Source organism: Streptomyces brasiliensis, assembly GCF_014647875.1.
In the GTDB taxonomy this organism is placed as follows: Bacteria; Actinomycetota; Actinomycetes; order Streptomycetales; family Streptomycetaceae; genus Streptomyces; species Streptomyces brasiliensis.
Genome location: NZ_BMQA01000024.1, coordinates 44,073 through 58,251, shown reverse-complemented (window position 1 = coordinate 58,251; position 14,179 = coordinate 44,073). Strand labels below are relative to the sequence as shown.

At 68.6% G+C, this 14,179-nt stretch carries 15 protein-coding genes and 1 pseudogene; 7 read left to right on the top strand and 9 right to left on the bottom strand.

Features of this window, described 5'->3' with window-relative positions:
* Nucleotides 1–164 precede the first annotated feature (164 nt).
* Nucleotides 165–503, bottom strand: a complete 339-nt coding sequence (locus IEZ19_RS29225) for a hypothetical protein (RefSeq protein ID WP_189314314.1) — start codon at nt 501–503, stop codon at nt 165–167.
* Between the two features lie 87 nt (nt 504–590).
* Between IEZ19_RS29225 and IEZ19_RS29220 the strand changes: the two genes are divergently transcribed.
* Together IEZ19_RS29220 and IEZ19_RS29215 are read left to right on the top strand one after the other, a co-directional pair.
* Nucleotides 591–995 (top strand): SsgA family sporulation/cell division regulator, encoded by a 405-nt coding sequence (locus tag IEZ19_RS29220; protein WP_373297064.1) that lies wholly within the window; start codon nt 591–593, stop codon nt 993–995.
* A gap of 32 nt (nt 996–1,027) precedes the next feature.
* Entirely contained in the window at nt 1,028–1,651 is a 624-nt protein-coding gene (locus tag IEZ19_RS29215) for a DUF4158 domain-containing protein (RefSeq protein WP_189314312.1), read from the top strand.
* A 149-nt stretch (nt 1,652–1,800) separates the two neighbouring features.
* Here IEZ19_RS29215 and IEZ19_RS29210 read toward each other — a convergent pair whose 3' ends face one another.
* The 5 genes and pseudogenes from IEZ19_RS29210 to IEZ19_RS29190 all read right to left on the bottom strand — a co-directional run.
* A complete protein-coding gene (locus tag IEZ19_RS29210) occupies nt 1,801–2,286 on the bottom strand; it encodes an iron chaperone (protein ID WP_189314311.1) in 486 nt (161 codons plus the stop codon).
* A gap of 78 nt (nt 2,287–2,364) precedes the next feature.
* Nucleotides 2,365–3,009 carry a VOC family protein gene (locus tag IEZ19_RS29205; protein ID WP_189314310.1) on the bottom strand — a complete coding sequence of 215 codons (645 nt, stop codon included), beginning with the start codon at nt 3,007–3,009 and terminating at the stop codon, nt 2,365–2,367.
* On the bottom strand, nt 3,009–3,527 hold the full coding sequence (locus tag IEZ19_RS29200) for a helix-turn-helix transcriptional regulator (protein ID WP_189314309.1): 519 nt from the start codon (nt 3,525–3,527) through the stop codon (nt 3,009–3,011). The genes IEZ19_RS29205 and IEZ19_RS29200 overlap by 1 nt, the downstream gene beginning before the upstream one ends.
* Nucleotides 3,528–3,826: 299 nt before the next feature.
* The gene (locus IEZ19_RS29195) at nt 3,827–4,237 is read right to left on the bottom strand and encodes a VOC family protein (protein WP_189314308.1); all 411 of its coding nucleotides are present in this window, start codon (nt 4,235–4,237) and stop codon (nt 3,827–3,829) included.
* 173 nt (nt 4,238–4,410) lie between these two features.
* A pseudogene (locus IEZ19_RS29190) lies at nt 4,411–4,587 on the bottom strand (ATP-binding cassette domain-containing protein); the annotation flags it as partial.
* A gap of 278 nt (nt 4,588–4,865) precedes the next feature.
* Here IEZ19_RS29190 and IEZ19_RS29185 point away from each other — a divergent pair.
* From IEZ19_RS29185 to IEZ19_RS29175, 3 genes are all read left to right on the top strand, one after another.
* Nucleotides 4,866–6,287: an MFS transporter gene (locus tag IEZ19_RS29185; protein WP_229840949.1), complete on the top strand. Its 1,422-nt coding sequence runs from the start codon at nt 4,866–4,868 to the stop codon at nt 6,285–6,287.
* 714 nt (nt 6,288–7,001) lie between these two features.
* The gene (locus IEZ19_RS29180) at nt 7,002–7,802 is read left to right on the top strand and encodes an SDR family NAD(P)-dependent oxidoreductase (protein ID WP_189314307.1); all 801 of its coding nucleotides are present in this window, start codon (nt 7,002–7,004) and stop codon (nt 7,800–7,802) included.
* 196 nt (nt 7,803–7,998) lie between these two features.
* Nucleotides 7,999–8,799 carry an SDR family NAD(P)-dependent oxidoreductase gene (locus tag IEZ19_RS29175; RefSeq protein ID WP_189314306.1) on the top strand — a complete coding sequence of 267 codons (801 nt, stop codon included), beginning with the start codon at nt 7,999–8,001 and terminating at the stop codon, nt 8,797–8,799.
* A 294-nt stretch (nt 8,800–9,093) separates the two neighbouring features.
* Here IEZ19_RS29175 and IEZ19_RS29170 read toward each other — a convergent pair whose 3' ends face one another.
* On the bottom strand, nt 9,094–10,080 hold the full coding sequence (locus IEZ19_RS29170; RefSeq protein WP_189314305.1) for a helix-turn-helix transcriptional regulator: 987 nt from the start codon (nt 10,078–10,080) through the stop codon (nt 9,094–9,096).
* Between the two features lie 91 nt (nt 10,081–10,171).
* Between IEZ19_RS29170 and IEZ19_RS29165 the strand changes: the two genes are divergently transcribed.
* Nucleotides 10,172–10,570 (top strand): VOC family protein, encoded by a 399-nt coding sequence (locus IEZ19_RS29165; RefSeq protein WP_189314304.1) that lies wholly within the window; start codon nt 10,172–10,174, stop codon nt 10,568–10,570.
* A 129-nt stretch (nt 10,571–10,699) separates the two neighbouring features.
* On the opposite strand, the gene IEZ19_RS29160 is transcribed toward IEZ19_RS29165, so the two are convergent.
* Nucleotides 10,700–11,197, bottom strand: coding sequence for a DUF1877 family protein (locus IEZ19_RS29160; RefSeq protein WP_189314303.1), 498 nt, complete (start codon nt 11,195–11,197; stop codon nt 10,700–10,702).
* 613 nt (nt 11,198–11,810) lie between these two features.
* On the opposite strand from IEZ19_RS29160, the gene IEZ19_RS29155 reads away from it, so the two are divergent.
* Entirely contained in the window at nt 11,811–12,737 is a 927-nt protein-coding gene (locus tag IEZ19_RS29155) for an SDR family NAD(P)-dependent oxidoreductase (RefSeq protein ID WP_189314302.1), read from the top strand.
* A 144-nt stretch (nt 12,738–12,881) separates the two neighbouring features.
* On the opposite strand, the gene IEZ19_RS29150 is transcribed toward IEZ19_RS29155, so the two are convergent.
* Nucleotides 12,882–13,961 carry a hypothetical protein gene (locus IEZ19_RS29150; protein WP_308429017.1) on the bottom strand — a complete coding sequence of 360 codons (1,080 nt, stop codon included), beginning with the start codon at nt 13,959–13,961 and terminating at the stop codon, nt 12,882–12,884.
* Nucleotides 13,962–14,179: the final 218 nt, after the last annotated feature.

Here is a 14,179-nt window from a genome sequence, read left to right as displayed (position 1 = left end):
CCAGCCCGACTCCGAAGAGATCCGGGCCAAGGCTGAGGCGCTGCCGTAGCAGGCTGCCCAGCCGGTGCCGGGGTCCTGTCGGCGTCCCATTGGCCCGTGGGCCGACTCTGTGGGACGCCGCCGGGCGCTGTTCGAGGCCAAGGCACCGGACTGCGGCTGAAGGGTCAGACCGCCGGGCGCGCGTGATGGTGCGTGAGGAGGGCTGCTGCTGCTTGGGCTTCGAGCCATGCTGTCGCCTGGGGGTAGGGCCAGCCCAGTTCTCTCACGGTGCTCCACGCGGAGGTGCCGAAGTAGAACCACATGATGTCGCGTGCCTGTTCGCGGGTCACCTCGGCGCGTACTTCACCGAGGTCGAAGAGCCGGTCGGCGATGACGTCCAAGAGGTCTCGGTAGTGCCCCATCTTGTAGTCGGCGGCTTTGGCTACGTCTGCGTCGGAGTTGCGGGCGTCCATCAGCACCGTGAACGTCTTGGCGTGCCGTTCGATCACCTCGCCTGTGCCCACGGCCGTCATCCGATGTCGAAGGCACACGAGCCCCAACCAGATGCACAGGCCCGCCGAACGGCGCCGCACGACCGTCCTGAGCTGATCTTGGACATCGAACGCGTGCTGGACGTCTCCGCACGGCAGACCATCAGGACGGAATTCCGGTTCGACTCGGAGGCTCCCCTGGTCGTGTCCATGGAGTTCGTCATCGAAGGCGGCCCGCGGGTCCTGTGGCGGATCGGCCGCGACCTCCTCCACCAGGGGCTCTACTCGGTGAGTGGCCTCGGTGACGTCCAGATCCGGCCGTCGTCCTTGGAGGACCAGGCCACCGCGTGGCTTCAGCTGGCCTCCGGGAACATGGCGGCTCTGTTCGAACTGCCCGTGCCCCCGCTGGCCAAGTGGCTGGAGTACACCTATGAGCTCGTTCCCGACGGCCACGAGCTCGCCGGAATCGACTGGGACGCCGCCACCGCGGACCTTCTCCAGAGCCCCACGGCCCACTCCGACTGATCACCAGCGACGCATCAGCACCGTTCAACAGGGTGACACTCCCTTGGGGTGATCGCCGAGCCGGCACCACGGTGGCCGCCGAACGGCAGCCGTACTCGGCCTCGGAGTCCTGGCTCAGAGACCCGCAAGTAGGTTCCAGAGGTTCAGGTCCGCCGTTTCCCGGCGCCGCGCACCCGTTCCCGGAGTTCATCGAGGAGTTCCCGCAGCCAGCAGTGGAGTACGTCGCCGGGCTGGTGAAGGTGCCTGCGGCCGAGCTGGCGAAGTACGACCTGGCGGGCGCGAAGCGGCACCGGAAGCAGATCCGCGAGGCGCTGGGGCTCCGGCCGTCGGCCTTCGCGGGCGAGGGGCAGCTGACGGTGTGGCCGACCGCGGAGGTGTGCCCGGTTGAGTCGGTGGAGGACCGGCACCGCGAGGCCCTGCTGGTCGAGTGCAGGGCGAGGAAGATCGAGCCTCCGGGCCGGACCCGGATCGAGAAGGTCCTGGTCGCCGCGCGGGGCCGGTGGGAGAAGGCGTTCTGCACCCGGACCATCGAGCGCCTGGGGAGGCGGGGCACGGCCCGGCTGCCGGCACTGGTCGCGGAGGACGACGAGGACGGCACCGCCCTGCCGGCCGTGCTCAAGCGCGCCCCCGCCGCGGTCGGCCGGACTCCCTGTTGACGGAGATCACCAAGCTGGATGACGTACGCGAACTGGACCTGCCGGACGGGCTGTTCGCGGACTGCTCGGAGAAGCTGCCGGCCGCCTGGCGGACGCGGGCGATCAAGATGTACCCATCGGATTCGATGCTGGTTCTGCCCCGGCTGGTCTCAGCTCACCGCCTTCTTCACGAGCGCGCTGATGCGCTGTTCGTCGGCCGCGGTCAGCTCCTTCAGGGCGTAGGCGGTCGGCCACATGGCGCCGTCGTCCAGTGCCGCCTGGTCGCTGAATCCGAGCGTGGCATACCTCGACTTGAACTTCTCCGCGCTCTGGAAGTGGCAGACGACCTTGCCGTCCCTGGCGTACGCGGGCATCCCGTACCAGAGCTTGGGCGCGAGGTCCGGAGCGGCGGCCTTGATGACCTCGTGGATCCGCTCGGCGAGGATGCGGTCCGCCTCCGGCATTTCGGCGATCTTGGCGAGCACGTCCTGCTCCGCTGCCGCCTCCTTCTCCGCCCGGGACGAACTGCGCCGCGCGGCCGCCTTCTTCTGCTCCTGCGCGTGCTCCTTCATCGCGGCCCGCTCCTCGGCGGTGAATCCGTCGTACTGCTCGGCGGTCGTGCCGGAGTTCTCGGCGGACGACTTCGTGGACGGCATGGCAGGTTTCCTCTCGGGCAGGGGGAGACGGGGCGGTGCGGGAGTGCAGGTTCGGGAGTCAGGACGGCGGGGGGCGAGCTACGCCGCGGCCTCCCAGGCGAATCCGTCCGGGTCGGTGAAGGGGCCGGCGGTGGTGCCGAGGACGATACGGTGCGAGCCGGTGCCGTCGGCGGGGATGCCGAGGTCCTTGGCCAGGCCGCGGCGCTTGTACAACGCCAGCTTGACGGGGCTGGATTCGCCGGAGGCGAACTCGGCGTACTTGCCTCCGAAGCTTCGGGCCACGGTCAGGCCCCGGCCGACGTAGAACTGCTTGGTGGCCTTCACGTCCTCGACGCCGAGCAGGAGGACGACCTCGTCGATCTCGCGGGTGGCCGGGCCGGTGTCCTTCTTCGCCGACGTCGCGACCTTCCAGATCGTCCCGTCCGGGGCCTGGACAACGCCGCCGTAGCCCCACAGCGACTTCGCGGCGGGCTTCAGCACCGTGGCGCCGGCGTCCATGGCGGCGCCGACGAAGCTGTCGACGGTGGCCGGCCCGGACACCGTGAGCGCCAGGGTGAAGCCGCGGAAGCCGGTGGAGTGCGATTCGGACGCCCGCAGGCGTATGTGCGAGTCCACGCCAAAGGCGGTGTAGAAGCGGTGGGCGGCCTCGGGGTCGGCCACCTCAAGGGTGACGGACGCGAGGGACATGGTGGCTGCGGCGGAAGTGGTGGTTGCCATGGCCATCACGCTAGGGGCTGCGCGGCGGCCGGGACTTCTCGATTCCTGACCGGTCTTGTCACTTGCTTCGCCACACACGCCGGCATCCCCTCCACCGTGACCGAAAGGCCCGCACCGCCAGTCGTACCCGCAGCATCAGCCTGGTCGGCCGCCTCCGCCGCCTGGCGTCGGAAGGCCCCCGGCGGCATGCCGACCAGCTCGGTGAAGCGGGTGGTGAACGTGCCCAGCGACGCGCAGCCGACCGCGAAGCAGACCTCGGTGACGCTGAGGTCGCCACGCCGCAGCAGCGCCGTCGCCCGCTCGATGCGACGCGTCATCAGGTACGAGTACGGCGACTCACCGTAGGCGGCCCGGAACTGCCGGCTGAGGTGCCCGGCGGACATGTTCACGTCGCGGGCGAGCGCCTCCACGTTCAGCGGCTGCGCGTATTCCCTGTCGATCCGGTCGCGGACGCGGCGCAGCCGCGCGAGATCAGCCAGGCGCTGCGCCTGGACGCGTGCACGCCGCCACTCGGGCTGACACATGAGAACACTCCCCTTTTTCATTTTCCAACGACGTCTACGAGCGCCCTGGGGTGCCTGCCGAGGCAGGCACCCCAGGGCGCTCGCTCGGTGGTGATGACCGGCCCCGCCGGAGTCGATCAGCAGGTCGAGCAACTGCTGGACAGCAACGGGATGGAGTCCGGACCCGTGGCCGGTTCAACGAGGATCCGGAGGCGGCCCTGGTGGGCAGCCGGCAGGGCGAGAACCTCCGCGCTGGTGCACCGCCGCGTTCCTTGCAGGTCGGATGTCGGCCCGCACGGCCGCATCGATACCCGTACGGCTCAGCGAAGCTCCTGAATGCGGACCAGGTTGCCCGCAGGGTCGCGGAAGGCACAGTCACGGATGCCGTACGGCTGCTCGATCGGCTCCTGTACGACCTCGGTATCACCGGCCTGCACCTTCTCGAACGTGGCATCAAGGTCCGGGGTGGCCAGCAGGATCCAGCCGTAGGTGCCCTTGGCCATCATCTCGGTGATGGTGCGGCGCTCGTCTTCGGTGACTCCCGGGTCGGCAGCCGGCGGCGCCAGAAGGATCGACGTGTCGGGCTGGCCGGCCGGGCCGACCGTGATCCAGCGCATCCTGCCCTGCCCGACGTCGCTGCGGACCTCGAAGCCGAGGACGTCGCGGTAGAAGGCGAGCGACGCATCCGGGTCGTCGTGCGGGAGAGAACTCGTGTGAATGGTGATGTCCATGACGGGCAGATTAGAGGCGGCTCCGTCAACCGCGCTTCTCGATTCCTGATCGATCCGGACGCACTCGGACGTTCACGGGCATGTCACGCGGATTGCACATGTTTCCCGCGCATGCGCCCGACACCCCGTCAGCCGTCCGCCAGGGGGCGACGGAGGCTGCGGGCCGGCGTCGACCGGTCGAAGAGGCCGCGCACCCAGCGCACGCCCTCGGGGGCGAGGCCATCGAGCGGCTCGTCGAAGAGCAGTACGGGCGGGTCGCCCAGCAGGGCGGCGGCGATGCAGAGCCGTTGTTTCATCCCCAGGGAGAACCCGGCGATCCTGCGGTTGGCCGCGTCCGCCATGCCTGCCTCGGATACCAGCAGGATGCCGGGCGCAAGGCCGCCTGGATCTGACGCTGGGTATCTCGGTCCAGATCGGCCGACAAGCCCTGGAATGAGATCTTCCGCACTTACCTGCGTGGCCCAGTGACCTTCTCCACGTCGAACAGACGGGTGGCTCGGACGAACGGTCCGCCATCCCAGAGGTGGGCATGGGCGCCTCCGGCGCACGGGAGCAACCGTCCTCAGGCGGCCTTACCCTTGAAAACATGTTAAGGCTACCTGTTCAGGTTGCCTGTAGTATTGATGTCATGGAGATACGTAATGCGACGTCGGCCCGTCACGCGGCCGGCAAGACGGGAGGGCGGCCGAGTGAAGGCCGTGAGGCCGCGAGCCCGGGTTGGCGGTTCACCCTCCCCCTCATGCTCGGGTCGTCCCTGAACCCGATCAACAGCTCGATCATCGCCACGACGCTGATCGCCATCGGACACACTTTCCATGCCGGAGCGGCATCCACCATCTGGCTGGTGTCCGCCCTCTACCTGGCCAGCGCGATCGGCCAGCCCACCATGGGGCGGCTCGCCGAACGCCTCGGCCCGCGCCGCGTCTTCGTGGCCGGCCTGACCCTGGTCGGGATCGGCGGCGCGTTGGGCACCGTCGCGATGAATCTGCCGACCTTGGTGGCGGCCCGCGTCATCCTCGGCGTGGGCACCTCGGCCGGCTACCCGACGGCGATGGTGATCGTGCGCCGATGGGCCGCCGACCATGAACCGGCGCGAACCGGTGGCACACTCGGCGCGCTGGCCATCGCGGCGCAGGTCACCTCGGCCCTCGGTCTGCCACTGGGTGGTCTGCTGGCAGCGGCCGCCGGATGGAGGATCACCTTCTTCATCAACGTGCCCTTGGTCCTGATCGGGGTGCTGATGACGCTCGCCTGGGTGCCGCGCGACCTTCCCCGTGCCGAGCGGACGGGCGAGAGCGCACCACCGGCCCGGCTGGACATCCCCGGAATGGTGCTCTTCTCGGGCACGATCGCCTCCCTGTTGTTCTTTCTCAACGACCTGCACCACCCACGGTGGGGGCTCTGCGCGCTCCTGCTCGTCGCCCTGGTGCTGTGGGAGCGCCGGGCGGACGATCCGTTCGTCGACGTCCGAATGCTGTCCAGGAACAAGCCGTTGAGCGCCACCTATCTGCGGGTCTGCCTCACCTTCCTGCTCAACTACTGCATCCTCTACGGCCTCACTCAGTGGCTGCAGGAGACGCGGGGTCTGTCCGCCGTCGGCGTGGGCCTGCTGATACTGCCGATGTCCGTGTTCGCCGCGCTCATTTCCATCCCCTTCGCCCGGCGCAACCTGGTGCGCTCCGCCCTGTACTGCACAGCCGCCGCGGCCGTGATCGGACCGGCCGGTCTGCTGCTGTTCACCTCGGCCACTCCGATCTGGGTCCTGGTACTGATCACCATGGTGTTCGGCGTCGTCTCGGGCCTGGGCGTGATCGGAAACCAGGCCGCCCTGTACCAGCAGGCACCCGCCGAGGCCGTGGGCGTCGCCGCCGGACTCATGCGCACCTTCACCTATCTGGGCGCTGTGCTGTCGTCGAGCCTGATCAGCCTCTCTTTCGGCGCCCGGGCCACGGACAGCGGCCTGCACACGATCATCTTCGCCCTCCTCGGCCTGGGTGCTGTCCTGTTCGCCATCACCCCGTCGGGAGCCCGCAATCTGAAGGCGTCCTGAAGGCTTCCGCGGCGCCGCCGACGCGATGAGGGGATCATCCGCGTCGGAGCAGGAGCCGGAGCCGGAACCGGCCGCCCTGGTCGCATCTGCGCCCGGTGATGACGTGACCAGTCCCAACGCCGCCTCCATCGCCGGCCCTACCGCTCGCACCTCGCCGCGGTGTCACCTCTATGGCCCGAAGATGTTCTGAGGCGCTCCCGTGCACGGTGTTCGCCGTGACATCCATGCCTGCGTGATCACAGGTGGCGGGTCTGCAAACGGAGCCTCCCTCTTTGCGGTCCCGGGCGTCGAATCGTTAGTAAGAAACCGCATCACTGCAAGAGTGCCGCGCTGCTCGGCCCACCTCGGACCGCTCATCTCGAGCGTCACGGCCTCGACTTGATGCGCAAGGTCACCCCCTCTAAGGTGGAGGCATACCTCCGGTTCGGGAGGACGGGCTTGGTGCCCATGTTCGCCTCTCTGGCCGTGGTCGCCGTCCGAAACACCCAAGGTGAAGGTCGTTTCCCGACAGCCGTAATCGCCGCCCCGTCATCTCCGCGGGGCTGTTCGGCACTGTTTCCTCCCCTGGGGAGGCAAACGGGAGCGGCACCGGCCGACCGCCCGCCCAAACGCACACATGTTGACAGCGGCATGACTGCGGGCGCACACCCTGCAAGCGATGTCCCGCAGGGTGCACACTTCGAAGCACGTGCCTGATACAGGAAGGACATGCCCATGGATATGCAATTGACCGGAAAGCGGGCCCTGGTGACCGGTTCGAGCTCCGGGCTCGGTCAAGCGATTGCCGAGGCGCTCGCACGCGAGGGAGTGACCGTCGTCGTGCACGGCCGGGACGAGGCGCGCACCAAGGGCACCGCCGACCGCATCCTCGCCGAGGGCGGCCGGGTGGAGGTGACGGTCGGAGACCTGAGCACGGCAGAGGGTGCGCAGGCCGTCGCCGACAAGGCACTGTCCGCGGGCACGATCGACATCCTGGTCAACAATGCCGGGGCGTACGACCAGGTCGGCTGGATGGACGCCACGCCTGAGATCTGGGCGGAGACGTATCAGACCAATGTGCTGTCGGGTGTGCGGATGATCCAGAGTCTCGTTCCGCGCATGCGGGAGAGCGGGTGGGGCCGGGTCATCCAGATCGGTGGCGGCCTGGCCGCCCAGCCCATGTCGGCGCAGCCCCATTACAACGCCTCCCTCGCCGCCCGCCACAACCTCGCCGTTTCTCTGGCGCGCGAGCTGAAGGGGAGCGGCATCACCTCCAACACGGTGGCGCCCGGTGCGATCCTCACCGACGCGGTCCGGGACCTGCTGTGGCAGATTGCTCCCGCCCACGGCTGGGGCGACACGTGGGAGGAGATCGAGCGCGCGGCCGCGGAAAGCTGGGTGCCCAACGATGCCAACCGGTTGGGGCGTCCCGAGGAGATCGCCGCCGCGGTGGTCTACCTGGCGAGCCCCCATGCCGACTACATCAGCGGTGCGACGCTGCGCGTGGACGGCGGAACCATCCGCCATGTGAACTGACGCGACAGACAGCGTCCTGCGGCCCGGTCGGCAACGTCACCGACCGGGCCGCATGTGTCTCACCGTGCGGCCGCGCAGCCATGCCATGAGAGCCGGGATGTGTCGTCGAGCAAAAAGTCTACAAGTGTATACTTGGCTGTAGCGACACACCTCCCCGTGCCGTGTCGGCGTGGGGGGAGTCCGAGAGAGGAAGAACATGGACCTGAATCTGAACGGAAAGCGCGCGCTCGTCACCGGTTCGAGCTCCGGGCTCGGTGAGGCCACCGCGAAGCTGCTGGCGGCCGAGGGCGCCGCGGTCGTGGTCCACGGCCGGGACAAGGACCGCACGGAGAAGGTCGCGCGGGAGATCCGCGAGGCCGGGGGAAGCGCCACCACGGTGCTGGGCGACCTGGCCGACGACGCGGTCGCCGCCGAAGTCGCCCGGGCGGCCACTGCGGACGGCCCCGTCGACATCCTCGTCAACAACGCCGGTTTCTACCGGCACCTGTCCTGGGCGGAGGCCGCCCCGGACGAGTGGCGTGACACCTACAACGTCAACGTCGTCTCGGGCGTGCGGATGATCCAGCACCTGGTGCCGGCGATGCGGGAGCGCGGCTGGGGCCGGGTCATCACGATCGGCGGCGGTCTCGCCTCCCAGCCGATGAACACCCACCCGCAGTACAACGCCACCCTGGCGGCCCGGCACAACCTCGCCGTGTCGCTCGCCCGCGAGCTCAAGGGCACCGGTGTCACCTCGAACGTGGTGTCGCCCGGCGCGATCCTCGTCGAGGCGACGAAGGAACTCGTCACGGAGATCGGCCCCGCCCGCGGCTGGGGCGACACCTGGGAAGAGATCCAGCCCAACTCCGTCAACGCCCTCATCCCCAACGACCAGGAGCGTTTCGGCGAGCCTGACGAGATCGCGGCCGCAGTCGCCTACCTGTGCAGCGACTACGCCCAGTACGTCAGCGGAGCCACCATCCGCGTGGACGGCGGACTCATCCGCTCCGCCTTCTGAACCCACCGCGGGCAGGCGGCCGTGGCCGGTGCGGGTGCCGAACGACAACGGCACGGCACCCGCACCGGAGCACCATGCCATCCCTTCCCGCCACAGAGTTCCCCGTCTTCACCGCGCTGGGTACCGGCACAGCGCCTCGATGACGCTCCCGGCACCGGGCACGGTGCGCTCGGCAAGCATGTGTGCGATGGCACACGACAGAACCCCGGCCAAGCTCGCTCACGTCATACCGGCCGCACGAGGCCGTGTATCGGAGGTGTAGATGTGCCATCTCATGACATTGGTTCCTCGCTGTCAGGCTCGGCGGGCGAAGGACGCGAGGCGATCGGCGAGCGCGATGACGAGATCGCGCAGTTCATCGGGGCGCTCGATGACGAACGGCCGGTCGAGTGAGGCGAGTGCCGGAGGCAACCAGTCGAGCCGCTCCACCCGTAGCTCGGCGCGCAGCCAGCGCTCGGCCGCTCGGTCCTGGCCTGCCGCGGGCTCGTGCTCCTCCAGCCTCGCGATGCTGGCGGGAAGATGGGCGCGGATCTGCTCAACTGTCCCGTGGATCCGCAAGGTCACCTCATGCTGGTACTCAGCCGTGGCGAATCCTGACAACACGCGTTGTGCCGGACCGGGACCGACGGGCGCTTCGAATGAGCCGGGCAGGGTCCGCGCATCTGCGATGCGATCGAGCCGGAAGGTTCGGTCCTCGCCGATTCGGGCGTCCTTGCCCGTGACGTACCACCGGCCCGAATGGGCGACGATCCCGTACGCGTGCAGTGTGCGATCGCTGCGACGGCCGTCGCTGTCGGTGTAGCGGATCGAGACCGGTCGGCGGTGGCGCACCGCATCGGTGATGGTGAGCAGGACCCCGGTGTCCGGGGTGTCGAGTTCACCCGGCTGGTCCGTGAAGGCAAGAGATTCCAGGAGTGTGTCGAGCCGTTGGGTGGTGTGCTTGGGCAGCACTCGCCGGATCTTGGCCGATGCCGTCTCGCTTGCCGTGTGCTCCGTCGTCAACCCTGCTCGGCGGCCGGCGATCAGGCCGAGCAGCACGGCCAGCGCCTCGTCGTCGCTGAGCATGAGCGGAGGCAAGCGGTACCCGGAAGCGAGCCGGTACCCGCCGTAGCGGCCGCGCACCGATTCCACGGGCACGTCGAGGTCGATCAGCTGGTCCACGTACCGCCGCACGGTGCGCCCTTCGACGCCGAGCCGATCGGCGAGTTCCGCCACCGTCCGGGTGCCGCCCGACTGCAGCAGCTCCAGGAGTGTCAGCACGCGGCCGGTGGGTCGAGGCATGTCCACAGCCTACGTGAATACAGGACCGATTCTGTCCACTATTTCTCCTAGTCTGCGGAGTGCAGCGATTCCAGCAGCCAAGGAGATCCCCATGGATTTTGTCTCGATCCGCATCATCACCAGCGACGTCGCGCGCCTCGTCAAGTTCTACGAGCGAGCCACAGGGGTGCAAGCGATCTGGGCCACCGAGGACTTCGCCGAACTCAAGACCCCCAACGCCACCCTCGCGATCGCCGGCACCCGCACCGTCCCGCTGTTCGCCCCTGGCTCTGCCCGCCCGGCGGACAACCACAGCGTGATCACCGAATTCCTCGCCGACGACGTGGACCGCGTGCACCAGAACCTGACCGGCTTCGTCACCGACTTCGTCAATGAGCCCACCACGATGCCCTGGGGCAATCGGTCGCTGCTGTTCCGCGACCCCGACGGCAATCTCGTCAACTTCTTCACACCCGTCACCCCGGCGGCCATCGAGAAGTTCGCACGTTGACGCCACGCATAGCCGTTCACGCTGGATACCAGGGCTCCCGGTGAACGCGTCCGCCGAGTCCAGGTGCGCCGACAGCAGGAGGCACCGGAACGCACCGCTGACCCCGAAGGACGTCTGCGGTTGTGTCTCTCAAGCCCACACCGCTTTGACCACGGCGTGGCCTGCTGAAGCCGCCCGCCCGTAGAACCCTTGGAGGTCCCTGTGATGGTCGAGGAACTCCTGCCTGGCCTGCGCCTCCTCCCGGACGCGGCCGCCGAGCTTGGCACCGGCAACGTTCCACAGCTCGTCGAAAGAGACAGTCGCGAGGAACTCTGCGGCCTGTGACACCCCAGGCGGCTCCAGAACCATCAGGGGCGGGTCGGAGGGGTCGGCATCAGCTCTGTGTGCCACGGGGCGACCGCCGTAAATCGGCAGCGTCCAGGGCTTGTCGGCGTCTGCATCGAAGACATCGGCTGCGGCGTAGAGGTCATTGACGGAGTTGAAGACCTTATCGATCGAGTCGGCGATACCGGCCGCGTACTCGTCGGGGTGGTTGTCCCAAGCCTCGGACATGAACGCCGCAAGCCAGGTGTGGTCGTCCCGGATCTCGGATTCCGCGACGGCGCGAAGGTGCAGGTGGATGCTCACCGCGACGAGTCCCCAGTTCGGCGGCCCGCCGGTCGGGCCGGACTTTCAAGTGTTCGGGCTCCGGATCCAGTATGTATGCAACTGTAGACTTGTATCGTCGGCTTGACTACATTGGCCGCGTGGAAAGTGACTTGTCTCATCGAGGACCCCCTCGACGGTCAGCGACCGCGCGGCACCGAAGAAGCCGGCGTTGGGTGTCCGGCAGCCGAGCACGCCAAGTCCGCGACGACAGACAAACGGGTCATACGTATGCAGGAGTGTGTTTATAATGGGTTTTCGTCGGTGAGACGATCGACCGTCGGGTTTGCTCAATCACACCGTGGCCGGACTTGGTGACCACACCGCGCCTCGGTGCCGAATCAGCCCGCTGACGACATATGAGTTTCCGCGGAGTGCAGACCCGGACATTGGCCGCTGTGGCACAGGGTTTCCGAACCCGTCTGCCCGGCGAGGTTCTGTTCCCGCTCGTTGTCGGTGCACTGCGTCGGATCGTCCCCCGACTCGCGAAACCAGCTCATGCTCATCGGCGCTCGCAGCGCCGATGCACCGTAGGCGCTGCGCGCTGAAGCCTTCGAAGAGCGCGCGAACAACCATTGCGTGCAAGGAGGAAGTCATGGCCGAACGAGGGCCGCTGGACGGCCGTGTGGCCATCGTGACCGGTGCCGGACGTGGCATCGGCCGGGGTGAGGCGATCGCGCTGGCGACTGCCGGGGCGAAGGTCGTCGTCAATGATGTCGGCGTGAGGGCTGACGGCCACGGGGCCGCCGAGGGACCGGCCGACGAGGTGGTGGAGTTCATCCGCGCCCAGGGTGGCCACGCGGTGGCCAGCTACGAGTCCGTGGCGGACTGGGAGGGCGCGACCCGTGTGGTCGACACCGCGGTCGAGCAGTTCGGCCGACTCGACATCCTGGTGAACAACGCGGGGATCGTCCGACAGCACAAGATCGAAGATGTGACGGAGGAGGACTTCGAGCTGACCATCGACGTCAACCTCAAGGGAACCTTCGCCATGTGCCGTAGCGCGATTCCGGTGCTGCGGCAGTACGGCGGCGGACGCATCGTCAACACGTGCTCGAACCAGTGGGCGGCGCCGATCGGCAACCCCGAGTACGCCGCGTCCAAGGGCGGTGTCGTGAGCCTGACCTACGAGCTGGCCTGGGAACTCAACACCGACGGCATCACGGTCAACGCCATCGCGCCGTTCGCCCTGACCAGGATGACCGAGGACGCCAAGCAGCGCGACGCCGCGCTCGTGGCCTCCGGTGCCATGAGCGAGCGCCGGCTGAAGGCCAAGGAGGCGCGGGCCGACGCGGGCATGGTCGCGCCGATCGTCGTCTACCTGGCCTCGGACGCCGCAGCCGATGTGACGGGCTGTGTCTTCCGGGCCGGTGGGGGCAAGATCGGCATCTACAGCCATCCCGTCGAGACGCGGACGATATTCCGCGACGAGCAGAACGGCCCGTGGTCGTACGACGAACTCGTCGACCTGCTGCCGCGGACCGTGCTCGCCACCGGCAGCAAGGCCCCTCACATCCTGTGACGCGGACGCTCGTCGCCGGGCCACTCGCAGACCCTGCTCAAGTGGCCCGGCAGGTCCGACGGTGCGCGGCCGGATGGTCGACGCGTCGATTCGTGGCGGTCACGCTCCGGGACGTGTGAGTGGTCAGCACCCTGTTCGCGCGAGTCAGGAAGCCCGGTAGGTCCCGTTGCCGGACGATGTGCGGGCGAACCAGGTCCGCGCCTCGTCGGTGGACAGGACGCGGGTCAGCTCGGCCGTACCCGGGAGCAGTGGGAAGAACCGGTCGGCGTTCCAACTGCGTCGATACATCGGCTCGTCCAGCACAAGCAGGCGGCATCCCTCCACCACCGGGATGTCGTCGGGCAGCCCTTCGTTCCAGATCCGCTCGCCGTCCGGGGCGAGGAGTTCGAAGGCCCCGGTCGCGACGGCCTCGGTGCGTCCTCGGGCGGGCTCGGGGCCCGTGGCCAGGCGGACGCTCTCAGCCGAAGGCGCGGTGCCGGGCACGTGCCCGCCGCCGACGAGGACGTGAGCGAGCAGCGTGTGCAACTGGAAGTTGTCCCCGATGCCGCCGATGCGCACCTCGAACCCGGTCCCGGTGGGCCGGTGCAGCACGACCAGGGGCTCGTCGTCCAGGACCGCCAGTGCGTAGGCCAGGCACTTGAGGTCGTGCCGCTCCAGGTCTGCCAGGTCGCGGCAGGCGGGGAGGAGCGTGGCCGCATGCCGACGGCGCACCTCTGCGCTGCGGCACAGCACGGCCAACGCGGGCGGCTGCCATTCATCGACCGAGCACCAGGCCAGCGCCAACCGCGTGGCCTCGTACGCGTCGCCGCCCAGGCGGGCCAGTAGCGCATCGTCGATGATCTTCTCGTCGGGCTCAGGCAGTTCGTCCTCGGCCCCGCCGGCGGCTGTCCAGCGGCGGGCGAACTCCAACGCGTCGAGCAGGTCTCGGTGTACGCCGCCGAGGATCGGTTCCGCGCAGGCCGTCGGATCGGCCCCACGCTCGACGCAGAAGCCGGCCGCCGACGCCAGTAGGGGGCGCGGGCCGGTGGGCGGAAAGACGGGGAGCAGTGCGGCCAACCGGGGCCCCGCCAGGACGCGTTCGGCGTCCGTCGCCTGTTGCACACCCTTGATCGCGGCGGCGAAGGCACGCTCGGTGCGGGTACCGTCACGAGCGTCAACGGCCTGCTCCAGCTGGGACACGGCGGCGCCGAGGTCCGAGGCCTTCTGCTTCCTCTTGAAGATCACCGGCACACCTTAGGCCCGAGGGCTGTCCGACGTCATCAGGCGACGGACCGTTCGAAACTTCCGGACCGCTCTGTGCTGTCGAAATCGATGAACATCTGCTGTCGGGTTCTCGTGAACGCCTGCCCCGCCGACCCGGCACGGGCGGTCCGGGAGGCGGCCGAGAAGAGCGGCGTTCTGCGGCCCTCCGGCGACGACGCCGCTCGCGCCATGGACAAGCG